23 protein-coding genes are annotated in these 23,434 nt (G+C 61.2%); 15 read left to right on the forward strand and 8 right to left on the reverse strand.

The window, feature by feature from the left end; all coding sequences use genetic code 11:
* Positions 1-55: 55 nt before the first annotated feature.
* The 5 genes from RAS12_RS15390 to argE all read right to left on the reverse strand — a co-directional run bounded on the left by RAS12_RS15390 (position 56) and on the right by argE (position 5,119).
* Positions 56-604 (reverse strand): acyloxyacyl hydrolase, encoded by a 549-nt coding sequence (locus tag RAS12_RS15390; protein WP_306935560.1) that lies wholly within the window; start codon positions 602-604, stop codon positions 56-58.
* A 265-nt stretch (positions 605-869) separates the two neighbouring features.
* Positions 870-1,745, reverse strand: coding sequence for an acetyl-CoA carboxylase, carboxyltransferase subunit beta (gene accD / locus RAS12_RS15395; RefSeq protein ID WP_306935561.1), 876 nt, complete (start codon positions 1,743-1,745; stop codon positions 870-872).
* 36 nt (positions 1,746-1,781) lie between these two features.
* Complete coding sequence (gene trpA / locus RAS12_RS15400) at positions 1,782-2,645, reverse strand: tryptophan synthase subunit alpha (RefSeq protein ID WP_306935562.1); 864 nt, start codon at positions 2,643-2,645, stop codon at positions 1,782-1,784.
* Between the two features lie 5 nt (positions 2,646-2,650).
* Positions 2,651-3,850: a tryptophan synthase subunit beta gene (gene trpB / locus RAS12_RS15405; protein ID WP_306935564.1), complete on the reverse strand. Its 1,200-nt coding sequence runs from the start codon at positions 3,848-3,850 to the stop codon at positions 2,651-2,653.
* Positions 3,851-3,967: 117 nt separating this feature from the next.
* A complete protein-coding gene (gene argE / locus RAS12_RS15410) occupies positions 3,968-5,119 on the reverse strand; it encodes an acetylornithine deacetylase (protein ID WP_306935565.1) in 1,152 nt (383 codons plus the stop codon).
* A gap of 133 nt (positions 5,120-5,252) precedes the next feature.
* Here argE and RAS12_RS15415 point away from each other — a divergent pair, with 133 nt between their 5' ends.
* Positions 5,253-6,563 carry an MFS transporter gene (locus tag RAS12_RS15415; RefSeq protein ID WP_306935566.1) on the forward strand — a complete coding sequence of 437 codons (1,311 nt, stop codon included), beginning with the start codon at positions 5,253-5,255 and terminating at the stop codon, positions 6,561-6,563.
* A gap of 39 nt (positions 6,564-6,602) precedes the next feature.
* On the opposite strand, the gene RAS12_RS15420 is transcribed toward RAS12_RS15415, so the two are convergent.
* Positions 6,603-8,894, reverse strand: a complete 2,292-nt coding sequence (locus tag RAS12_RS15420) for a RelA/SpoT family protein (RefSeq protein ID WP_306935568.1) — start codon at positions 8,892-8,894, stop codon at positions 6,603-6,605.
* 106 nt (positions 8,895-9,000) lie between these two features.
* Here RAS12_RS15420 and RAS12_RS15425 point away from each other — a divergent pair, with 106 nt between their 5' ends.
* Entirely contained in the window at positions 9,001-9,834 is an 834-nt protein-coding gene (locus RAS12_RS15425) for a M90 family metallopeptidase (RefSeq protein WP_306935571.1), read from the forward strand.
* Entirely contained in the window at positions 9,831-10,340 is a 510-nt protein-coding gene (locus RAS12_RS15430; protein WP_306935572.1) for an NAD(P)H-dependent oxidoreductase, read from the forward strand. The genes RAS12_RS15425 and RAS12_RS15430 overlap by 4 nt, the downstream gene beginning before the upstream one ends.
* An 80-nt stretch (positions 10,341-10,420) precedes the next feature.
* Here RAS12_RS15430 and RAS12_RS15435 read toward each other — a convergent pair whose 3' ends face one another.
* Positions 10,421-10,771, reverse strand: a complete 351-nt coding sequence (locus RAS12_RS15435) for a RidA family protein (RefSeq protein ID WP_306935574.1) — start codon at positions 10,769-10,771, stop codon at positions 10,421-10,423.
* A 73-nt stretch (positions 10,772-10,844) separates the two neighbouring features.
* On the reverse strand, positions 10,845-12,053 hold the full coding sequence (pncB, locus tag RAS12_RS15440; protein ID WP_306951470.1) for a nicotinate phosphoribosyltransferase: 1,209 nt from the start codon (positions 12,051-12,053) through the stop codon (positions 10,845-10,847).
* 123 nt (positions 12,054-12,176) lie between these two features.
* On the opposite strand from pncB, the gene fdxA reads away from it, so the two are divergent.
* From fdxA to RAS12_RS15500, 12 genes are all read left to right on the forward strand, one after another.
* The gene (fdxA, locus tag RAS12_RS15445; RefSeq protein ID WP_043543338.1) at positions 12,177-12,500 is read left to right on the forward strand and encodes a ferredoxin FdxA; all 324 of its coding nucleotides are present in this window, start codon (positions 12,177-12,179) and stop codon (positions 12,498-12,500) included.
* A gap of 50 nt (positions 12,501-12,550) precedes the next feature.
* Complete coding sequence (locus RAS12_RS15450) at positions 12,551-13,351, forward strand: ferredoxin--NADP reductase (RefSeq protein ID WP_306935580.1); 801 nt, start codon at positions 12,551-12,553, stop codon at positions 13,349-13,351.
* A 212-nt stretch (positions 13,352-13,563) separates the two neighbouring features.
* Complete coding sequence (locus RAS12_RS15455) at positions 13,564-14,790, forward strand: polyhydroxyalkanoate depolymerase (RefSeq protein ID WP_306935582.1); 1,227 nt, start codon at positions 13,564-13,566, stop codon at positions 14,788-14,790.
* 112 nt (positions 14,791-14,902) lie between these two features.
* Complete coding sequence (gene rsxB, locus RAS12_RS15460) at positions 14,903-15,544, forward strand: electron transport complex subunit RsxB (RefSeq protein WP_306935584.1); 642 nt, start codon at positions 14,903-14,905, stop codon at positions 15,542-15,544.
* Positions 15,541-16,176 (forward strand): endonuclease III, encoded by a 636-nt coding sequence (gene nth, locus RAS12_RS15465; protein ID WP_306935586.1) that lies wholly within the window; start codon positions 15,541-15,543, stop codon positions 16,174-16,176. Before rsxB ends, nth begins: the two co-directional genes overlap by 4 nt.
* Before the next feature lie 321 nt (positions 16,177-16,497).
* Positions 16,498-17,271 (forward strand): ABC transporter ATP-binding protein, encoded by a 774-nt coding sequence (locus RAS12_RS15470; RefSeq protein ID WP_306935587.1) that lies wholly within the window; start codon positions 16,498-16,500, stop codon positions 17,269-17,271.
* Positions 17,268-17,978, forward strand: coding sequence for an ABC transporter ATP-binding protein (locus tag RAS12_RS15475; protein ID WP_006223796.1), 711 nt, complete (start codon positions 17,268-17,270; stop codon positions 17,976-17,978). The genes RAS12_RS15470 and RAS12_RS15475 overlap by 4 nt, the downstream gene beginning before the upstream one ends.
* 61 nt (positions 17,979-18,039) lie before the next feature.
* Positions 18,040-19,254: an ABC transporter substrate-binding protein gene (locus RAS12_RS15480; protein ID WP_306935588.1), complete on the forward strand. Its 1,215-nt coding sequence runs from the start codon at positions 18,040-18,042 to the stop codon at positions 19,252-19,254.
* A 96-nt stretch (positions 19,255-19,350) separates the two neighbouring features.
* Positions 19,351-20,238: a branched-chain amino acid ABC transporter permease gene (locus RAS12_RS15485; protein ID WP_306935589.1), complete on the forward strand. Its 888-nt coding sequence runs from the start codon at positions 19,351-19,353 to the stop codon at positions 20,236-20,238.
* Positions 20,235-21,218, forward strand: coding sequence for a branched-chain amino acid ABC transporter permease (locus RAS12_RS15490; protein ID WP_306935591.1), 984 nt, complete (start codon positions 20,235-20,237; stop codon positions 21,216-21,218). The genes RAS12_RS15485 and RAS12_RS15490 overlap by 4 nt, the downstream gene beginning before the upstream one ends.
* A gap of 118 nt (positions 21,219-21,336) precedes the next feature.
* The gene (locus RAS12_RS15495) at positions 21,337-22,362 is read left to right on the forward strand and encodes an ABC transporter substrate-binding protein (RefSeq protein WP_306935593.1); all 1,026 of its coding nucleotides are present in this window, start codon (positions 21,337-21,339) and stop codon (positions 22,360-22,362) included.
* A 128-nt stretch (positions 22,363-22,490) separates the two neighbouring features.
* Positions 22,491-23,336, forward strand: a complete 846-nt coding sequence (locus RAS12_RS15500; protein ID WP_306935595.1) for a branched-chain amino acid aminotransferase — start codon at positions 22,491-22,493, stop codon at positions 23,334-23,336.
* Positions 23,337-23,434: the final 98 nt, after the last annotated feature.

Raw genomic sequence — 23,434 nt, forward strand, 5'->3', positions numbered from 1 at the left:
AAAAAAAGCCCTCGGCGTTGTGCGAGGGCTTTTCCAGATCAGGCCGCTTGAGCGGTCAGAATTGGTAGGTATAGGTCAGCTGGAGAACGTCCAGGCCCGGGTTCGGGCGCTTGATGCTGGCATTGGAGAAGTGCGAGTAGCGCACTCCGATACGGTTGTTGGGCGTCACCAGGAAACCCAGACCGACGTGGTCTCCGAACTGGAAGGCCGTGCTGATGTTTTCGTTGGCGAAACGCGTGCTGGAGAACACGGTGGCGCCAATACCTGCTTCTACGTAGAAACGTTCGCCAGCCCACCAGCGGAACATCGGGATTGCGTTCAGTTGCCAGACATGGCCCGGCGAACGCGAACCATCAGCCTGCCAATAGGAAGCGCCCAATTCGGGCGTCAGATCCAAGCGGCCCCAGTTGCCGCCGAATTGATACGTCCACACCGAAGGGGTTTCATAGTTCAGCGTCAGACGCTGATAGTGATCACCAATGCCGTAATGCAGGCTCACGCCGCCTTGAGTACCCGTAGACGACTGAGCGGTTGCCACGGTGGCGGCGCCAAACAGGGCCAAACCGATCAGGCGGGTAAGCATTTTTTTCTTGGTCGACTGCATTGGGAAAACTCCGTGATTTTCTAAGCTAGTTGGCAACATAGCAAAATACGGGCCGGATGGCTTGATATGTGTCGCAATAAGGCAACAAATTAGGCTGGAAAACTGAATTCCGAAAAGCGTGGTCACATTCGATACACGATCGAGACCTTCTCCACACATTCAAACTCTGCGCACGAACGAAAATGCCGCCGCACCCAAGGGCTGACGGCGGCATTTTTCCCGGACCGAGGCACGCCCTTGAGGCGTGCCGACTGTCCGGAGACGATCAGGCCGTGACTACGTCAGCAGGCTGGTTGTTCAGCAAGGCCAACAAGCGAGCGATTTCCTCGCGCAGCTGGCGGCGGTCGATCACCATGTCGATGGCGCCCTTTTGCAGCAGGAATTCGGCACGCTGGAAACCTTCAGGCAGCTTCTCGCGCACGGTCTGCTCAATCACGCGCGGACCGGCAAAGCCGATCAGTGCCTTGGGTTCAGCAATGACCACGTCGCCCATGAAGGCAAAGCTGGCCGACACACCGCCCATGGTCGGATCGGTCAGCACGCTGATGAACGGCAGGCCGGCTGCCGACAAGCGGGTCAGCATGGCGTTCGTCTTGGCCATTTGCATCAGGGACAGCAGGCTTTCCTGCATCCGTGCACCGCCCGAAGCGGCCACGCAGATAAAGGGAGTCTTGTTGTCCAGCGCAGCTTGGGCGCCGCGCGCAAAGCGCTCGCCCACCACCGAACCCATGGAACCGCCCATGAATTCGAATTCAAAGCAGGCCAAGGTAGCCGGCACGCCGCGGATGGAACCGCTCATGACGACCAGCGCGTCGGACTCGCCTGTCTGCTTGACCGCTTCTTGCAGGCGCTCGGGGTATTTACGCGTGTCTTTGAACTTCAGCGTATCCACCGAACGGGTGTTCTGGCCGATTTCAACGCGGCCTTCCATGTCGAGCAGCGAATCGATACGGGCGCGAGCCCCGATACGCATGTGGTGGTCGCACTTGGGGCAAACGTGAAGGTTGGCCGCCAAGTCTTCGCTATACAGCACCGATTCGCACGACGGGCATTTCACCCAAAGGCCTTCGGGGACGCGGCGAGCGCCGCTGTCGCTGGTTTTATTGATGCGAGGAGGCAGGAGTTTTTCGATCCAGCTCATTGATTATTCATCCCGTGTGAGGTCGCGCCCGGCCGCTCAGGCCGGCGCGCCGTCTCGTTTTACTTGATCCAGCGCTTGCCGGATGGTGCGCAGCCAGCCGCTGGCGGCGGTGACTGCAGCGTCGGTTTTCTGGGCCGCGGGGGCGTTAGCCACCGCCTGCTCCATGGTTTCAATCAGTTTGCTGCCAATGACGACAGCATCCGCCACACGCGCCACACGCTGGGCGCTTTCCGCATCGCGAATGCCGAAGCCCACGCCAACCGGAATATTGCGCACATGGCGGCGAATGATGGCCACGCGTTCGGCGACGTCATCGGTATTCAGTGAGCCTGAACCCGTGACGCCCTTGAGCGACACGTAATACACGTAGCCGCGGGCCACCTCGGCCACTGCCTTGATACGGTCTTCCGTGGACGTGGGGGCCAGCAGGAAGATCGGAGCAATGCCGTGTTCGCCCAGCGTAGCGGCGAATTCAATGACTTCTTCGGGCGGATAGTCCACGACCAATACGCCGTCCACGCCAGATTTTTCGGCGTTACGCGCAAATTCGGCCTGCCCCATGCGTTCGATAGGGTTGGCATACCCCATCAGCACCACCGGGGTGGAGGTATCCTGCTTGCGGAATTCAGCAACCAGTTCCAGTACGCGGGTCAGGCCCACGCCCTGCGCAATGGCGCGGTCTGCGGCGCGTTGGATCACAGGGCCGTCGGCCATGGGATCGGAAAACGGCACGCCCAGCTCGAGCACATCCGCGCCGGCTTCAACCAGCGCGTGCATCAGGGGAACGGTGGCAGCGGGCGAAGGATCGCCAGCCGCAATGTAGGGAATCAGCGCCGCAGCGCGGCCGGACTCAGCGGTGCGCGCAAAAGCGGCCGCGATGCGATCAGTGCGAGTTGTCATGGTTGTTAGAGCTCGATACCGGCGCGTTCCGCGACGGTATGCATGTCTTTGTCGCCACGGCCCGACAAGTTGACCAGAATGACGGCGTCGCGCGGCAGCGTCGCCGCCATCTTCACGGCTTGGGCGATGGCGTGCGAGGACTCCAGCGCAGGCATGATGCCCTCGATACGGCAGCAGTCATGGAACGCCTTCAGGGCCTCTTCGTCGGTGATCCCCACGTATTCCGCGCGGCCGGTGTCTTTCAGCCAGGCGTGTTCGGGGCCGACGCCGGGGTAATCCAGTCCGGCGGAAACGGAGTGGGTTTCCTGCACTTGGCCATCGGCATCCTGCATGACGTAGGTGCGATTGCCGTGCAATACGCCCACTCGGCCTGCGGCCAGCGATGCAGCGTGCTTGCCGCTATCCATGCCCTCGCCCGCCGCTTCGACGCCAATAAGGCGCACGTTTTCGTAGGGGATATAGGGGTGGAAAATGCCCATGGCATTGGAACCGCCGCCCACCGCCGCCACGACATAGTCGGGCTGACGGCCGATGCATTCCGGCATCTGAGTCAGGCATTCATTGCCAATGACGGTCTGGAAATCGCGCACCATGCGGGGATAGGGGTCGGGACCCGCTACCGTGCCGATGATGTAGAACGTGTTTTCAATGTTGGTGACCCAGTCGCGCATGGCTTCATTCAGCGCGTCTTTCAGAGTGCGCGAGCCGGAAGTCACCGGCACCACCGTGGCGCCCAGCAACTTCATGCGGTAGACGTTCGACGCCTGACGGCGGATGTCTTCGCTGCCCATGTACACCACGCATTCCATGCCGTAGCGGGCCGCCACAGTGGCTGTTGCCACGCCGTGCTGGCCAGCGCCTGTTTCGGCGATGACGCGCGGCTTGCCCATGCGCTTGGCCAACAGTGCCTGGCCAATGCAGTTATTGACCTTGTGCGCGCCGGTGTGATTCAAGTCTTCACGCTTGAACCAGATCTGGGCGCCGCCTACGAGGTCCGACCAGCGGCGGGCGTGGTAGACCGGGCTGGGCCGGCCTACAAAATGCTTGAGTTCGTAGTTGAACTCTTCAAGGAAAGCGGGATCGACACGGTAATGGTCATAGGCGGCACGCAGCTCGTCGAGCGCGTGCATCAGCGTTTCCGCCACGAAAACACCGCCATAGGGACCAAAATGGCCCTTGGCATCCGGAAAGTCGTAAGGTTTCACCAAGCTTCTCCCCCGGTATCGCGGCAGACCACTGCCGGCCGCAAATCCGGTTTGCAACCCGTCATTTTACCTGACCCGGGCGGAGCCGGGGCAAGAGGGCCCCGGCCGCCATGGCACTTAGAGCGACTGGCCCAGGCGCCGCAGGAAGGTCTCGCACGAGGCCATCTGGTCCAAGGCGACAAATTCGTTGGGCTTGTGGGCTTGTTCGATGTGGCCGGGACCGCAGACCACCGTGGGAATGCCGATGCCCTGGAACAGGCCGGCTTCGGTGCCATAGGCAACCTTGCGAGTGGTGCGGTCTTCGGTCAGGGCGCGCACCAGCTGAGTGATGGCAGCCTCTTCCGAGGCTTCCAGCGCCGGGGCGGCGGCGCCGGTCTCGATATCGATGCGGGCGCCTTCGAATTCGGCCTGCATGCGCGGCAAGAGTTCTTCGCGCACGTATTTTTCGACTTCTGCCTGGATTTCGTCCGGCTGCATGCCCGGCAAGTTGCGGAATTCGTACGTGAACTCGCACAACTCAGGAATGGTATTGACCGCAATGCCGCCGCGAATCTGATTGGTGGTCATGGTGGAGAACGGCACGTCGTAGAACTGATCGTACGGCCCCTTGGCCTTGAAACTGTCGGCCAGATCGCGAATGCGGCAGATCAGACGGGCGGCGTATTCAATGGCGTTGCAACCGCGCGGGGTCAAGGACGAATGCGCCGCCTTGCCATGCACCTTGCAACGGAAGAGATTGATGCCCTTGTGAGCCACCACCACCTGCATGCCGGTGGGTTCGCCCACGACGCAGCCCTCGGGGCGGATGCCGCGTTCCAGCAGATCGGCCAGCATGTAGGGCGCACCTGCGCAACCGACTTCCTCGTCATAAGAGAACGCCAGATGAATCGGCTTCTTGCGCGGCATAGCCAGAAATTCTGGCACCAGCGCCAGTGATCCGGCGATGAAACCCTTCATGTCGCAACTGCCGCGCCCAAAGAGCAGCCCGTCTTTTTCGACGAGTTTGAACGGGTCCGTAGCCCAGTCCTGACCATCCACGGGCACCACATCGGTGTGGCCCGACAGGACGATACCGCCCTGCTGGTTGCCATCCGCTGCGGGCAACGTGGCAAACAGATTGGCCTTGGTGCGCTCGGGATTGTGCGCCAGCCACGCATCGACGCCCTGGCCTTTGAGCCAATCGCGGACGGTTTCGATCAGTGCAAGATTGGAATTGCGGCTGGTGGTATCAAAACCGACCAGCGTTTCCAGCCAGGTGCGCGCGTTCATGTCACTACTCTCTTGGGGAAAAGCAGAAGTGTAAGGCCAGGAAGCGCCCGCGTCTTGGACAGCGGTGCGCACTGTTCACCAGTTAAGCGCCTAGAATGGCGCCCGGATTGGAAAACACCCCCAAGGAGAAACCGTGCAGCACAAAGCAGTCCCCACACGCAACATCGTGGCCGCAGTGATAGGCAACGCCCTCGAATGGTATGACTTCCTGGTGTTCGCGTTCATGACGCCGATCATCGCGAAGCTGTTCTTTCCCACCGACCCCAGCATTCCCGGCAGTGAACTGAACGCAATTCTGATGACGACCGCGATCTTCGGCGTCGGCTTCTTCATGCGTCCAGTTGGCGGCATCATTCTGGGCATGTACGGCGACAAGAAGGGCCGCAAGGCCGCCATGGTGATGGTCACATCGCTGATGGCTGTGTCCATTGCGCTGATCACGGTCGCCCCGACCTATCACGCAGCCGGCATTCTGGCGCCTATCTTCATCTTGATCGCGCGCTTGCTGCAAGGCTTCTCCGCCGGTGGTGAATTCGGCACATCGACCGCGCTGCTGATCGAAATGGCGCCCAACGGCAAACGCGGCTTTTACGGCTCGTGGCAGATGGCAGGCCAGATGCTGGCCCTGTTGATCGGCGCAGCCTGCGGCACACTGATCACCGAGTTCTTTACGCAGCAGCAAATTGCCGACTGGGCATGGCGCCTGCCGTTTGCCTTCGGTCTGGTGATTGTTCCCATCGCCATCTATATCCGCAAGAACATCGACGAAACCGAAGTGTTCAAGCAGATGAAGGAAGAGGACCGTCAGGCGGCCGCGCGCGGTGAACTGAAGAGCCTGAGCCTGGGCCAGATGATCAAGACCCACACGCGTGAAACGCTGATCGGCGTGGGCCTGGTCGTGACGGCCACGGTATCCATCTACATCACCTTCACTTATCTGATCACCTATTCCACGCAGATCCTGAAGCTGCCGATGAAGGATTCCTTCATGGTGCAGATGGCTGGCGCTGCGCTGATGGTCGTGCTGACGCCGTTGATGGGCGCCTGGTCGGATCGCGTCGGCCGCCGCCCCCTTATCATCGGTTCGCTGATCGGCTACCTGCTGGTGCTGTACCCGCTGTATTTCTGGCTGTCGGACGCCCCATCGATCAGCCGCCTGCTGACGGTGCAGATCGTCGTGTGCTTCTTCGTGTCGGCCTTCTTCGGCGTATTCAGCACCGTGATGGCAGAGCTGTTCCCGGCGCGCGTGCGCTCGGTAGGGTTGTCGCTGGCCTATAACGTGGCGGTGATGATCTTCGGCGGTTTTGCGCAGTTCATCGTGACGTGGCTGATCAAGACCACGGGTTCGCCCATGGCGCCTGCGTACTACGTGATGTTCGGCGTGGCGCTCGGCCTGATCGCAGCCTTCTTCATGCGCGACCGCGCGCATGAACAGCTGGACTAAAGCATGATCCCCCCGGGCCGCCTGGCCCGGGGTACTGTCCTAGCGGCGAGTTGCCGAGGACACGCCCGCCACTTCGGCCAGGGCATCCAGCGCCCGGGCAAGCGACTCGCCCCCGCGCACTTCCACCGTAAACACCATGTGGGCCAGCGACTGCTTGCTCTGGGTATTCACGCCCACCACATTCAGGCGCAGGCGCGCAAACACTTCAGACAGGTCCCGCAACAGGCCGGGCCTGTCATGGGCTCGCACACTGACATCTACCGGATAGAAGGTGTCTGCGGTCTCGCCCCAGGCCACTTCGATGATGCGTTCGGGTTCGCGCTCGGCCAACGCCAGATAGCTGTGGCAATCGCGGCGATGTATGGACACGCCGCGGCCGCGCGTAACGAAACCGGCAATCGCGTCCGGCGGCGCCGGCCGGCAGCAGCGCGCCAACTGCGTCAGCAGCGACCCGACCCCCACCACCAGCACGCCGCTCTTGCCGCTTTTCTCGGCACTGCCCGCGCTGGCATTGCGCAATGCGGCGGGCTGCGGTTCGGTCGCAGGCGCCGGCTGCTGGAATACGTTGTCAATCTGACGCAGGCTGAACTCTTCTTTGGCGGCCGCCACGTAAAGATCGTCGGCGCGCGCAAAACCCAGGGTCTGGGCCAGTTGTTCCAGATTGACCGCCGTCTTGCCCAGACGCTGCAATTCCTTTTCCACCAGCGCCTGGCCCTGGGTAATGCGCTGCTGGAGTTCAATCGCGTTGAACCACATGCGCACCTTGGCTCGCGCGCGAGGGCTGGCCAGGAATCCCAATTGGGGATTCAACCAGTCGCGCGACGGGCCGCCAGATTTGGCGGAGATGATTTCAATGGTCTGCCCGGTGGACAGGCGCGTCTGCAATGGCACCATCTGGCCATCGACACGAGCGCCGCGGCAGCGGTGGCCCAGATCCGTGTGCAGGTGATACGCAAAATCCACCGGCGTGGCGCCGGCGGGCAGTTCGATCACACGCGCTTGCGGCGTCAGCACATAGATGCGTTCGTCCGTATGCGCAGGCGCTGTGACCACATTGCGATTCTTGCCCGATGGTTTGCCTGCGGCGGATTTTCCGGTCTCGGGCTTGGCCGGTTCAGGAGCGGATTCGCCGCTGCCTTCGACATCGGTGTTCCAGGCCAGCAGTTGGCGCATCCAGGCCAATTGACGATCGTATTCGCTAGATGCCGCCACCTGCCCGCCCTTGGCGCCCGCTTCCTTGTAGCGCCAGTGCGCGGCCATGCCGTATTCGGCGAACTGGTGCATTTCACGCGTACGGATCTGCACCTCGAATGGCCGACCATCGTCATCGGCCACCACAGTGTGCAGCGAGCGGTAGCCGTTCGGCTTGGGACGCGAGATGTAGTCATCGAACTCGTCAGACAGCGGGGTCCACATTTCGTGGACCATGCCCAGCGCCGTGTAGCAGGCGCGCACGTCGTCGACGATGATGCGCAAGGCGCGCAAATCGTACATGTGGGCGAAGTCCAGGCGCTTCACGCGCATCTTGTTCCAGATGCTGTAGATGTGCTTGGGGCGGCCGCTGACTTCAGCCTCGATGCCGGCCTTGGCCAGCGCCGTCTGCAAGCGATCAATGGCGCCTGCGATAAAGGCTTCGCGTTCGACCCGCTTTTCTTCGAGCAGGCGAGCAATTTGCTTATATTTTTCGGGTTCCAGGAAACGAAAAGACAGGTCTTCCATTTCCCATTTGATCTGCCAGATGCCCAGGCGGTTGGCCAACGGCGCGTACAGATCCAGCGTTTCCCGGGCAAACTCGACTGAACACGGCGCCTTGCTTTCCGCATGCCAGCGCAAGGTGCGCAGGCGGGACGCCAGCCGCATCAGGACGATGCGCAGGTCGGCCGCCATGGCCAGCAGCATCTTGCGCTGCATTTCCTTTTGGGAGCCGCTTTCGGCTTCGGCGTCGCTGGCTTGGCGGGCGACCACGCCCAGACGCAGCAGCGCACGCGTGCCTTGCACCAGACGGGCGATTTCCGCGCCGAATTCGGTGGCGACCGGATCATTGCGCAAGGCCGGGGCGGGCGCCATCAAGTCGGTGGGCAAGGCGGCCAACAGCGCCGCAGCGCGCGTGGCAGCGTCGGTATGCAGAGCTGCCAGGATGCGGACAACACCCGCGCCATGTCCCGCCAGCGGCTCGCCTGTCAGGGCTTGCTGCCCTTCAAAACGCGGCACGGCCCAGGCGACGGCCTGGTCGATCAGCGCCAGGCCATCGGCATCCAGGCTCGCACCTACCTCCTGCCGCCAGGCAGCGTCAAAAGGCGAAGGCGCGTCGGGAACAGGCTGGGCGGACATAACGGGTGTCGAGCGGGATCGGGTTGAGATTCCCGACACTCTACACTAGGGTCTGCTCACCCAGAATCCCCTGCCGTTCTTCGGTATATAGAAGGAACTCAAGCTTATGTTGCGCTGGCTCAAGGGCCGGGGCGCCCGTCCGTCAGCAGTCGCCGAGATGCAAGCGCGCATCTCGCCTGATCTGTGGCGGCAGGTGCTGGATGCCCACCCTTTCCTGGCGGTATTGAACGCCGACGAAACCGCTCAGTTGCTGGCGCGTTCCGCATGGCTGCTGGCCAGCAAGAACATCAACGGCGCACAGGGGCTGGAGGTCTCGGACTTCATGCGCTTGTCCATCGCGGCCCAGGCCAGCCTGCCCATCCTGAATCTTGCACCCGAACTCTATGAGGGCTGGGACGAGATCATCGTGTATCCCGCCAGCTTCCGTATCCCGCGGTCCAGCCAGGATGACGACGGCGTGGTCCACGAATACATCGAGGACGCGGCGGGAGAAGCCTGGGAAGGCGGGCCGCTGGTGCTGTCATGGGAAGACACGCAGTTGTCCGAGGGCGGCTTCAATGTGGTCATCCACGAATTTGCCCACAAACTCGATCTGCGCTCCGGGTTTGCCGACGGCATGCCCGCGCTTGCCGCGCACCCCGATCTGAAGCCACAGGCCTGGCGCCGCATTCTGGACGACAGCCTGAACCGCTTTATTGCGGCGCTGGACGCCGTCGAAGCCGCCATCCCCCCGGACGTTGACCCAGAAAGCGATGAGGCTGACGAGTGGTATGGCCAGTTGCCGATGGACCCCTATGCCGCCACGGACGAAGCCGAATTCTTTGCCGTCAGCTCGGAACATTTCTTCGTAGATCCCGCCCCCATGCAGCAGGCGCTGCCTGAATGGTATGGGTTGCTGCGCACCTACTACCGGCAGGACACCTTAAACAGGTACCTATGAAGCAATTGCTGATCGTCTGGCATTCCCGCACTGGTGCCGCACGGCAGATGGCCGAAGCCGCCGCCCGTGGCGCTGCTGCGGCCGCAACGCAGCTGGAACAGACTGAAGAGCTGCGCATTGTGCTTCGGCGCGCGGCAGCCGTCGAAGCAGACGCGTTGCTCGCCAGTCAGGCGTTTCTGTTTTGCGCGCCGGAAAACCTGGCCAGCCTGAGCGGCGAGATGAAAGAGTTTTTTGATCGCAACTATTACGCGGTGCTGGACCAGCTCTCGGGACGGCCATATGCCTTGGCGATCAGTGCCGGCAGCGATGGCGCGGGCGCCGTCCGGCAGACCGAGCGCATCTGCACCGGCTGGCGGCTGAAGGCGGTGGCGCCTGCGCTGATCGTGAATTTGGGTGCGCAAACGGCGGACCAGATCCTGGCGCCCAAGACGGTTCCGGCAGCGGATCTGATCCGATGCGAGGAATTAGGCGGTTTGCTAGCTGGTGTGACGCTGATGGCCGGATGAGCAGCACGCGTCTTCTGCGATTCAACGAAAAAGCCCTTCGGCACAGCCGAAGGGCTTTCTAACTTGCAAGCAGAGATCGCTCAGACGGCAGCCGTCACGATGATCTCGACCTTGAAGTCCGGGTTGGCCAGGCGGGCTTCAACCGTGGCGCGCGGAGGCGAATTGCCGTCAGCGACCCAGGCGTCCCATGCCTTGTTCATGCCATCGAATTCCTTGATGTTGGCCACATAGATCTGGGCCATCAGGATCTTGGTCTTGTCGGTGCCGGCTTCAGCCAACAGACGATCGATCGTCGCGAGCACTTGCTCGGTCTGGCCGGTGATGTCCAGCTTGGCATCGTCCGGCACTTGGCCTGCCAGGTACGCAACGCCGTTGTACACGGCCATGTCCGACAGGCGCTTGGCGACGTGGAAGCGCTTGATGCTGCTCATGAATATTTCCCCTAGAGTCGAGTTGGTTGGGTGGATCAATACGAAAGAACCAGCAATTTACCCCGAGCCAGCGTCAGGCGGGAGGCAGCTGGAATACCTGGCGCAGATACGCCAGGTAGGCAGGATCGTCGCACATGGTCTTTTCTGGCGCATCCGATACCTTGGCCACCGGCTGTCCGTTGCAGCGAACCATCTTCATGACGATTTGCAGCGGCTCATGACCCAGGTCGTTGGTCAGGTTGGTGCCGATGCCGAAGGACACCTTGCAGCGGCCAGAGAACTGGCGCGCGAGTTCGATAGCGCGCGGAAAAGTCAGCGAATCCGAGAACACCAGCGTCTTGGCGCGCGGGTCCACGCGATTCTTCCGATAGTGCTCCAGCACGCGCTCGCCCCAGATAAAGGGGTCGCCAGAATCGTGGCGCGCGCCGTCAAAGAGTTTGCAGAAATACATGTCGAAGTCACGCAGGAAAGCGTCCATGCCATAGACGTCCGACAAAGCGATGCCCAGATCGCCCCGGTATTCCTTGGCCCAGACTTCCAGTGCGAATACCTGCGAGTCACGCAAGCGCGGACCCAGAGCCTGGCAGGCCTGCAAATATTCGTGGCCCATCGTGCCCAGGGGCAGCACTTCATGCTGCTTGGCCAACAGCACATTGCTGGTGCCAGCGAAATGCTTGCCCATCTGCGCCTTCATGGTCGACACGACTTCTTGGTGCCAAATCTTGGAAAAGCGGCGGCGTGTGCCGTATTCGGCCACGCGGAAATCGGCCAGCGCGGGATCATCCAGCACCAGGTGCATCTTGGATTGCAGGCGTTGGCGGCCTTCTTCCCAGTCGGGATTCTTGCGCGTATTGCGGAAATAGACCTCGTTGACGATGGCCAACACCGGGATCTCGAACAGAATCGTGTGCAGCCAGGGGCCTTTGACCTCGATCGAGATTTCACCTGGGGCGTCGCCTTCGGTGATGTGGATGCAACGCTCGGGCATGTGGAACAGGCCCAGAAAATCCACGAAGTCGCTCTTGATGAATCGCAAGCTACCCAGATAATCCAGCTCTTCCTGCGTGAAGCGCAGCTGGCAAAGCTGATGCACTTCTTCGCGGATTTCGTCCAGATAGGGACGCAGATCGGCCCCGGCGGTACGGCATTTGTAACGGTACTCGACCTGAGCAGCCGGGAATTGATGCAGCACCACCTGCATCATGCTGAATTTATACAGATCGGTGTCGAGCAGCGAGGTGATTATCATGGTTGCGCGTTGGGTTTCGCGACACCATAGCATGAAGAACACCGGGTTCAGGGCCATGGGCCACGATGTCAATACGGGTATTACCGGCACATCTGCGCCGCATTGGGTAAAATCCGCCCAACAAGACACAAAAGCCGCCGATCCCGGAGTTCCTGAATGACCCACGTTGTCACCGAAAACTGTATTAAGTGCAAGTACACCGATTGCGTAGACGTATGTCCGGTGGACTGTTTTCGTGAGGGTCCGAACTTCCTCGTGATCGATCCTGACGAGTGCATCGACTGCGCGGTTTGCATCCCGGAATGCCCGGCCAATGCCATCTACGCCGAAGAAGACGTGCCGCAGGATCAAATGAATTTCATCGCGTTGAACGCCGAGCTCTCACCCGAGTTCGCCAGCATCAGCCGCGCCAAGAAGCCCCTGCCGGACGCCGACGACTGGAACGGCAAGCAGGACAAGCTGCAATACCTGGAAAAATAATCCGCGAGCGCTGGCCGCCGCTAGGGCGGCTGGCATCGTGCGATGCCCCGATGACCGACGATTCCAAATACACGCGCCAGACCGTAACCCATGTTCACACGTGGGTTCCCGATAAGCTGTTCTCTCTGCGCGTGACGCGCGACGACGCGTATACGTTTCTGCCGGGTCAGTTTGCCCGCGTCGGTTTGCCCGGCGCCGATGATCCCGACGGTCCGCCCACGATCTGGCGCGCCTATTCCATGGTCTCTGCTCCGCAGGAATCGTGGCTGGAGTTCTACTCCATCGTGGTGCCCGAAGGGCTGTTCAGCCCGCGCATGGCCCAACTGCGCCCGGGCGACTCGCTGTATGTCGAAAAAACTCCCTACGGTTTCCTGACGCTGGAGCGCTTTGCGCCCGGCGGCGACCTGTGGCTGCTGGCATCCGGCACCGGCATTTCTGCCTACCTTTCCATCTTGCGCGATCCCGCTACTTGGCGCGCCTACCGCCGCATCATTCTGGTGCATGGCGTACGCACCGCCGAAGAGCTGGCCTATCGCCAAGAGATCCAATCCTGGGGCGCGCAGCCCGAATTGGCAGAGCTTTTTGCTGCGGACCCGCAAAAGCTTGTTTACCTGCCGATTGCTACCCGCGAAGCCCTGCCCGGCATGCCGCAAGAGCGCCTGACCACACTGATCGCCGATGGCCGGCTAGAGCAGTTGGCTGGGCAGCCGCTGAACCCCGAGCAGGCCAAGATCATGCTTTGCGGCAACCCCGACATGCTGGCGGACGCCCGCAAGCTACTGGGTGAACGCGGCTTTAGACCGGGCCGCCGCGGCATCCCGGGTAACCTGGCAGTCGAAAACTACTGGTGATCCGGCACGTCACGGCTTAGTGCATAAATCGTCCCTTTGGTAACTTTTCAAGGGTAAAAAACGCCCTAAACTGGTGCCAAAGGACAGGGCCGGTCTCTTTTTAGCAACACAATCCTGGCCTTTGCATCTGTTTCTTTAGGCTAGTTGGGTATATCCATAGTCCTCGGCGCAATAATCGGGGCACACGCACGACCCCAGAAGGACTTCCCCAAATGCTGTACCAATTGCACGAAATGCAGCGCGCCTTCCTGACTCCGTTCGCTGCATTCACGGATGCCGGTTCCCAGCTGTTCTCCAGCCCCTATAGTCCCCTCGCATACACCCCGATTTCCCGCCAGATGGCCGCCGGGTACGAGCTGATGACTCGCATCGGCAAGGAATACCAGAAGCCGGCCTGGAATCTGCCCGCTACCAAAATCAACGGTAAGTCCGTCCGGGTCACCGAAGCAGTCTCGCTGGATAAGCCCTTCTGCCGGCTGGTGCATTTTCACCGCGACGTCCGCCACACCAACGCCGCCGATCCCAAGGTCTTGCTGGTTGCGCCGCTGTCCGGCCACCACGCCACCCTGCTGCGCGATACCGTGCGCGCCCTGCTGCCCTCCCATGATGTCTACGTGACGGACTGGGTGGACGCCCGCATGGTGCCGCTGTCGGCAGGTCCGTTCCATTTGAACGACTACGTGCGCTACGTGCAGGACTTTATCCGCCATCTGGGTCCGGACGTACACGTCATTTCCGTCTGCCAGCCCACCGTTCCGGTGTTGGCGGCCGTGTCGTTGATGGCGACGGCCAACGATCCCTGCCAGCCGCGCAGCATGGTCATGATGGGTGGCCCTATCGATCCCCGCCAGTCGCCGACCCAGGTGAACCGCCTGGCCACGACCAAGCCGTATTCGTGGTTTGAAAGCCAGGTCATTCACCCGGTGCCGCCGCGCTACCCGGCCGCGGGCCGCAAGGTCTACCCGGGTTTCCTGCAGCACGCGGGCTTCATGGCAATGAATCCCGACCGCCACATGAAGTCGCATTACGAGTTCTATCTGGACCTGCTCCGCGGAGACGACAGCGACGCCGAAATGCACCGCCGCTTCTACGACGAGTACAACGCCGTACTGGACATGCCGGCCGAGTTCTATCTGGATACGATCCGCATGGTGTTCCAGGAATTTGCGCTGCCCAACGGCACCTGGGAAGTGGACGGCCAGCTCGTGCGTCCGGCCGATATCAAGAAGGTCGCGCTGTTCACCGTTGAAGGCGAGCTGGACGATATCTCCGGCCAAGGCCAAACCCGCGCGGCCATCAAGCTGTGCAAGAACATCCCGGCTGAACGCAAGGCGCACTACACCGCGCCCGACTGCGGCCACTATGGGATTTTCTCGGGCCGCCGCTGGCGCGAAATGATCTGTCCTAAAATTGCCGAATTCATCCGGCAATCGGCTTGATGGCGGCATAGCGCTGCCAGACAGGTGACGCGGGGTCTCACACCCGCGCCACCTCAAGCCTGATCCGTATTCCACGGGGCCCCAGTGGCCCTTTTTTCTTTATTGGCCTTACATGTCCTGTCGCACCCTTGCCGACCGCATAGACGCCTTGCTGCCTCAAACGCAATGCACCAAGTGCGGTTACGACGGTTGCCGGCCCTACGCCGATGCCATCGCCAACGGCGCCGCTCCGATCAATCGCTGCCCGCCGGGCGGCGACGAAGGCATCGCCGCCCTGTCGGCCTTGCTGGATACGCCTATCCTGCCGCTGGACCTGGAACGTGGCGAACCCGGCCCGTTGCTCATCGCCCGCATCGACGAATCGCATTGCATCGGCTGTACGTTGTGCATCCAGGCCTGTCCGGTGGATGCCATCGTAGGCGCCAACAAACACATGCACACCGTATTGGCAGACTGGTGCACGGGCTGCGATCTGTGCGTGGCGCCCTGCCCGGTCGATTGCATCCAGATGGTGCCAGCAGGACGCGCCTGGGGCCCCCAGGACGCGGCCATCAGCCGTCAGCGCCATCGTAGCCACCTTGCCCGCGCAGAACGCCTGGCGGCCGACAACGCACGGCTGATGGCTCCCGAAGCGCCTGATGCTCCCGCCGCGCCGCCTGCGGCCGAAGATACCCAAAACGCCGACCGCAAGCGGTCCGCCATCGAATCCGCGCTGGCCCGCGCCCGGGCCCGCCGCAACCCTACGCAGTCATGAACGCCGCCAAACGCCGAGAGATCTTCGCCCGCTTGCAAGCGGCCAACCCGCACCCGACCACCGAACTGGAATACGACAGCCCGTTTCAGTTGCTGATCGCCGTATTGCTGTCGGCGCAAGCTACCGACAAATCCGTCAACATCGCCACCCGGAAGTTTTTCCCCCAATACGGCACGCCTCAAGCCCTGCTGGCCTTGGGGGAAGAAGGATTGACTGAATACATCAAGACGATCGGTCTGTTCCGCACCAAGGCGAAAAACACGATTGCCACGTGCAATATCCTGATCGAACACCATGGCGGCGAAGTGCCGCAAACCCGAGAGGCGCTGGAATCGCTGCCCGGCGTGGGCCGCAAGACAGCCAACGTCGTGCTCAACACGGCGTTCGGGCAGCCGACGATGGCGGTGGACACGCACATCTTCCGCGTATCCAACCGCACCGGCATCGCACCGGGCAAGAACGTGCTGGAAGTCGAGGACAAGCTGGTGAAGTTTGTGCCCCGCGAATACATGCAAGATGCGCATCACTGGCTGATTTTGCTCGGCCGGTATATCTGTGTGGCGCGCAAACCCAAATGTCCGCAATGCGGCATTTCGGACCTCTGCGAATTCAAGCCAAAAACGGCAGCGTGATGCCTATATTTTGATCGTTGCGTTCTAGCTGCGATCTCATGACAGCTTGATAACAATCAAAGCGCATTTGCTGCAATGCATCGGTTGATGGAAAGGGTTTCTACCCCTTGCAGGGCGCGCATTGTCGGCATGCCGACAATTCAGCTTGCCGCACTGCAAAACCTATGTAAAACCCTCATGGAATTTTAATAAAGAGGTCCGCATACTCGCCGGCAACTCATAAGAAAACTACGAGTAATTGATAGTTTTCTCAACCCTGCGGGGGCTTGGCGCAATGATGCCGAGTGGAGACCATATAAATACAACGCTGGTGCAGCGGACATGGATGACACAATCCTGGAGACAAAAGGCCTCACCAAGGAGTTCCGCGGATTCGTCGCGGTCAATGGGGTCGATTTGCGTATTAAGCGAGGCGAGATTCATGCCTTGATCGGGCCTAATGGCGCGGGCAAGACCACATGTTTTAACTTGCTGACCAAGTTTTTATCTCCCACGTCGGGAACCATCAAGTTCAACGGAATCGACATCACCCGCGATCGCCCTGCGCAAATCGCGCGGCGAGGCGTGATCCGTTCATTCCAGATTTCGGCGGTGTTTCCCCACCTGACCGTGCTGGAGAACGTGCGGATCGGCTTGCAGCGCAAGACGGGGCTGTCGTTTCACTTCTGGCAAAGCGACAAGCGCCTGGCGACGTTAAACGAGCCCGCGCGTGCCTTGCTGGAGCAAGTGGATCTGGGCGCATTTGCGAACGAAACCACCGTGAACCTGCCGTATGGCCGCAAACGCGCGCTGGAAATCGCCACCACGCTGGCGATGGAACCCGAGCTGATGCTGCTGGACGAACCCACGCAGGGCATGGGCCATGAAGACGTAGACCGCGTGACGCAGCTGATCAAGCGCGTCAGTGCAGGCCGCACGATTCTGATGGTGGAACACAACATGAACGTTGTGTCTTCCATCGCCAACACCATCACCGTGCTGGCGCGCGGCTCGGTGCTGGCTGAAGGAACATACGCTGAAGTGTCGCGTCATCCGGCCGTGATGCAAGCCTACATGGGCACCACCGACGGCGAACTTCAAGGAGCGCATGCATGAGCACCCCGGCACTGGAAATTTCAGGCCTGCAAGCCTGGTACGGGGAATCGCATATCCTGCACGGCGTGGATATGCGCGTGGGTCAAGGCGAAGTTGTCACGCTGCTGGGCCGTAATGGCGCCGGGCGCACAACCACCTTGCGCGCCATTCTGGGTTTGACCGGTTCGCGCAAGGGTTCGGTACGTATCCACGGCACCGAAGCCATTGATCTGCCCACCTACAAGATCGCCCATCTGGGCGTGGGTTATTGCCCCGAAGAACGCGGCATCTTCGCCAGCCTGTCTTGCGAAGAGAATCTGCTGCTGCCCCCCGTTGTGGGCTCGCTAGGCGGCGGTATGTCGCTGGCCGAAATCTACGACATGTTCCCCAACCTGCAAGAGCGCCGGAACTCGCCCGGCACGCGATTGTCTGGCGGCGAACAACAGATGCTGGCCGTGGCGCGCATTCTGCGCACCGGCGCCAATCTGCTGCTGCTTGATGAAATCTCCGAAGGCTTGGCCCCTGTCATCGTGCAAGCGCTTGCCCGCATGATCACAACGCTGAAGCAGCGTGGTTACACCATCGTCATGGTGGAACAGAACTTCCGCTTTGCCGCGCCTCTCGCCGACCGCTTCTATGTCATGGAGCACGGCCAGATCGTCGAGCATTTCGAAGCCGCAGAACTTTCAGAAAAACAGGACACGCTCAACGAATTGCTGGGCGTCTAAAACAACCTGTCATCCGCCGGAACCCCGGCAACACTACACCGTAGGGAAGAGGAGTCATCCCATGAAGCTGCACACCATCACTGCTGCACTGGCCATGGCGGGCCTGGGATTTGCGGGGGCAACCGCCCACGCGCAAGGTATCTCCGACGATGTCATCCGCATCGGCTTCATTACCGACATGTCGGGTGTGTATTCCGACATCGACGGCAAGGCTGGTCTGGACGCCATCCGCATGGCGATCGAAGACGCGGGCGGTTCGATCAACGGCAAGAAGATCGAAGTCGTCTCGGCCGATCACCAGAACAAGGCGGACGTCGCATCTGCCCGCGCGCGCGAATGGTTCGACCAGCAGAAGGTCGATGTCATCGTTGCGGGCACCAATTCGGCCACCAGCCTGGCCATGGCGGCCGTAGCCGCTGAAAAGAAAAAGCCGTTCATCGCCGTCGGCGCAGGCGCATCCGACCTGACCAACGCGCAATGTTCGCCCTACACCGTGCACTATGCCTACGACACCGTAGCGCTGGCGCGCGGCACGGGTTCGGCCGTGGTGAAAGATGGCGGTAAAAGCTGGTTCTTCCTGACCGCCGACTACGCCTTCGGCCACGCGCTGGAACGCGACACCGTGGCCGTGGTGAAAGCCGCTGGCGGCGAGATCAAGGGCCAGGTGCGCGCACCGCTGGGCGCATCGGACTTCTCTTCCTTCCTGCTGCAAGCGCAAGCATCCAAGGCGCAGATCCTGGGCATGGCTAATGCGGGTGGCGACACCATCAACACGATCAAGGCCGCCAACGAATTCGGCGTGACCAAGACGATGAAGATGGCAGGCCTGCTGGTCTTCATCAACGACGTGCACTCGCTCGGCCTGCAAGCCACGCAAGGCATGTATTTGACGGACGGCTGGTACTGGGATCAATCCGACGCGTCACGCGCCTGGGCCAAGAAGTTTGAAGCCAAGGTCGGCCGCAAGCCGTCCATGCTGCAAGCCGGCGACTATTCGTCGACGATGTTCTACCTGAACGCCGTCAAGGCAACGGGCACGGACGACGCCGACACCGTCATGAAGTGGATGAAGTCGAACAAGATCAACGACTTCTTCACGCAAGGCGGTTATGTGCGCGAAGACGGCCGCATGGTTCACGACATGTACCTGATGCAAGTCAAGACCCCGGCCGAATCCAAGGCTCCGTGGGACTACTACAAGGTCGTGGCAACGCTGCCCGGCGACGAGGTCTACACCAAGTTGTCCGAGTCCACCTGCAAACTGGTTAAGAAGTAATTCCAACCTGTGACCCAAGATGCGGCGTGGCGCCAATAGCCGCAGCCGCATCTTGAATTTGCTCGCTTCCCTTCGCACGCGCAGGATTTTCACAAGATGACTGACCTTTTCGGCATCCCTATACAGGCCTTGTTTGGCCAGCTATTACTGGGCCTGGTCAACGGTTCCTTCTATGCCATGCTGTCGCTCGGGCTGGCCGTTATCTTCGGGCTGCTGAACGTCATTAACTTCGCGCATGGCGCGCTCTATATGCTGGGCGCCTTTGTCGCCTGGATGGGGCTGTCGTACCTGGGGTTGAATTACTGGATCATGCTGATCCTGGCGCCGTTGGTCGTCGGGCTATTTGGCATATTGATCGAGAAACTTCTGCTCAAACACCTGTACAAGCTTGACCACTTGTACGGGCTGCTGCTGACCTTCGGCCTGACGCTATTGATCGAAGGCCTGTTCCGCAGTTTTTATGGGGTATCGGGCCAGCCCTACCCCACGCCTGAAGCCTTGCGGGGCGCAACCAATCTGGGCTTCATGATTCTGCCGAATTACCGCGGCTGGGTCGTGGCGGCATCGGTCGTGGTCTGTCTGGCGACCTGGTTTGTGATTGAACGCACCCGTCTGGGCGCCTTGCTGCGCGCCGGCACCGAGAACCCGCGCCTGGTCGAAGCCTTTGGTGTGAACGTGCCTCGCATGATCACGCTGACCTACGGTTTCGGCGTTGCGTTGGCAGGCTTTGCCGGCGTGCTGGCGGCTCCCGTGCTGCAAATTTCTCCGCTGATGGGATCAAACCTCATCATCGTCGTGTTCGCCGTGGTCGTGATCGGGGGCATGGGGTCCATCATGGGCGCCATCGTCACCGGATTGGGGCTGGGCGTGATTGAAGGACTGACCAAGGTGTTCTGGCCGGAAGCCTCCAGCACCGTCGTGTTCATCATCATGGCCATCGTTCTGTTGATCCGCCCGGCCGGGCTGTTCGGAAAAGAAAAATGAATCGTCAATTTCTGGGCTATGCGGTACTGGCCGTCGTGGTGGCCATACTTCCCTTTGTCGGGGTGTATCCGATCTTCGCCATGAAGATCATGTGCTACGCGCTTTTCGCCTGCGCATTCAACCTGCTGCTGGGCTTTACCGGGCTGCTCTCGTTCGGGCATGCCGCCTTTCTGGGCAGTGCGGCGTATGCGGCCGGTCATGCCATGAAGGTCTGGGGTTTTCCGACCGAAATCGGCCTGCTGTTCGGCGTGGGCGTTGCTGCGCTGCTGGGTCTGGCAATGGGCGCCATCGCCATCCGGCGCAGCGGCATTTACTTCGCCATGATCACGCTGGCGCTGGCGCAGATGGTGTTCTTCTTCTTCCTGCAGGCCAAGTTCACCGGCGGCGAAGACGGCCTGCAAAGCGTACCGCGCGGCACCTTGCTGGGGCTGGTGGATCTGTCCAAGGACATCAACCTGTACTACGTGGTGATGGGCATTTTCATCATCGGCTACTTCATCATCTGGCGCACCGTGAACTCGCCCTTCGGGCAAGTCCTGCAAGCGCTGCGTGAGAACGAGCCGCGTGCGGTTTCGCTGGGCTACGATGTGGACCGATTCAAGCTGCTGGCCTTTGTGCTGTCGGCAGCGCTGGCTGGGTTGGCAGGCGCCACGAAGACGCTGGTGTTCGTGTCCGCCACCTTGTCCGACGCGACCTGGCAGATGTCCGGCCTGGTGATCCTGATGACGCTGATCGGCGGACTGGGCACCCTGACAGGTCCTATTCTTGGCGCGTTCATCGTGGTTCTGCTGGAAAACAAGGTGGGCGATTTTGGCCAGATGATGGCCAACCTGACCGGCGTGGACTGGTTCCTGCGCCTGGGCGAATCCGTCACGATCGTGATCGGCCTGATCTTCGTGATCTGCGTGCTGGCCTTCCGCCGCGGCATTGTGGGCGAGCTTGGCGCGTTCATTGATCGAAGACGCGCTGCCCGCGCCTGAGTCCGCAGGATGTAGGCGAAGTACAAATCGGGGCCGCTCACTGCGGCCCCGATTGCATTCAAGGGCTCAGATCCGCCACCGTACAATAATCAGCACCCAATCAAACAGGTGCCCGACCATGCGCAACCCGCATCCGCTCGCTCCCGTCTTAGGCGCCGTGGCGCTGGCCGCCGCCCTGCTTGCGCCCGCCGCCCAAGCCGCCCCCAGCGCCACCCCCACTTGCGAAATCAATCGTCCCGTCCGCTTCAGCGGCCTGAACTGGGAGTCCAATCTGGTCTTGGCCGGTATTGAACGGTATGTGCTGGAACACGGTTACGGCTGCAAGACCACGGTCGAAATTGGCGAAACCTTGCCCATGCTGGCGGCCCTGCAACGCGGCGATGTGGATGTGACCCCCGAAGTCTGGCCCGGCCAGATCGAGGGCGCCTGGAAGAAGGCGTTGGCCAGCGGCAAGGTCATCGGCGTGGGCCACGTGTATGACGCGGGCGAAGGCTGGTATGTGCCGCGATACACCGCCGAGCGCCACCCTGAATTGAAGGCCGCGTCCGACCTGAAGCGCTTTAAGGAAGTCTTTGCCGATCCCGAAGATCCCGGGCGCGGCCGTATCTATGGCTGCCCCGCCGGCTGGGCTTGCGGCACGCTGAACGACAACCTGCTGCGCGCGCTGGACTTGGATAAGGACTATTCGCTGTTCGCGCCCGGCTCCGGCGCCGCGCAAAAGGCGGCCATCGTGTCGGCCTATAAACGCAAGCGGGACATCGTCTTCTACTACTGGACGCCCACGTCGCTCGTCGGCGCGCTGGACCTGGTGAAGCTGGAACTGCCAGCCTTCGATCAGACCGCCTACACCTGCTTGACCGACCCCAAGTGTGCGCAACCTTCCGCCACCGAATTCAAACCGAATCCTGTCGTGACCGGCGTGAACGCGGCGTTCGCCAAGGATGCGCCCAAGCTGACCGAATTCCTTAGCAAACTCACGGTGCCCGATGACGCCATCAACGCCACTTTGGGATGGCTGGAAAATGAGGGCAAAGAACCCGAGGACGCCGCCCGCTATTTCCTGAAGCAATATGGGTCCGTATGGCGGCAGTGGATGCCAGCCGATGTGGCTGACCGGGTACAGGCGGCGCTTGCGCGCGAGTGATGCCTGAGCACTGCTTGTTGAGATAGAGAAAACGGGGCAGGCGCCCCTGACCGCGCCCGCTCCTCATGTATCCTGACGTTTCGGCGCCAACGATGCGCCACCCCAATTCGAGTGAAGGAAGAAAATCAATGGACGCCCTGTTTTGGCATGAAGGTCACTGGACCACCGAAAACCCCAAGTTGCTCGGCCCGGCCGACCATGCCTTCTGGATGGCCAGCATGGTCTTTGACGGCGCGCGCGCTTTCCGCGGCCTGACGCCTGACCTGGATCTGCACTGCCAGCGCGTTGTGCGCTCGGCTGAAAAAATGCTGATGAAGCCCCAGATCAGCTGGGAAGCCATCCAGAAGCTGTGCCTGGAAGCCGTAGCCAAGTTCCCGGCAGGCACCGAGCTCTACATCAAGCCCATGTTCTTCTGCGCCGACGGTTTCCTGCTGCCCGACGCCGACAAGACCCTGTTCGTGCTGCACGTGTTCAAGGTTCCAATGCCGGGCGAACAAGGCTTCTCCGCCTGCTTCTCCAGCTTCGCCCGCTCGTGGCCGAACATGGCGCCGACCGACGCCAAGGCGTCCTGCCTGTATCCCAACGGCCAGCGCGCCATCCGCGAAGCCGCTGAAAAGGGTTTCGACAACGCCATCATGCTGGACGGCGCGGGCAACATCGCAGAGTTCGCCACCAGCAACTTGTGGATCGCCAAAAACGGCGTCGTCTCCACACCGGTCGACAACGGCACCTTCCTGAACGGCATCACACGCCGCCGCGTGCTGGCCTTGTTGAAGGCTGATGGCGTGGAAGTGCAAGAACGCAGCCTGACGCGCGCTGACATCGAAGATGCCGACGAGGTGTTCTCGTCCGGCAACTACGGCAAGGTGGTCCACGTGAACCGCGTGGAAGACCGCGCCCTGGAATACGGCCCCATCGCCCGCCGCGCGCACAAGCTGTACATGGACTACGCGGAAAGCACCGGCCGCAAGTAAGCCGCGCCACGTACACCGCCTATACGGACTGATCCGCAACGCGGAATACCTCCTCAACACTGCCCGCTCCTTGCGGGCAGTGTCGTATCCCAGGTGCC

The organism is Achromobacter seleniivolatilans (genome assembly GCF_030864005.1).
In the GTDB taxonomy this organism is placed as follows: Bacteria; Pseudomonadota; Gammaproteobacteria; order Burkholderiales; family Burkholderiaceae_B; genus Achromobacter; species Achromobacter seleniivolatilans.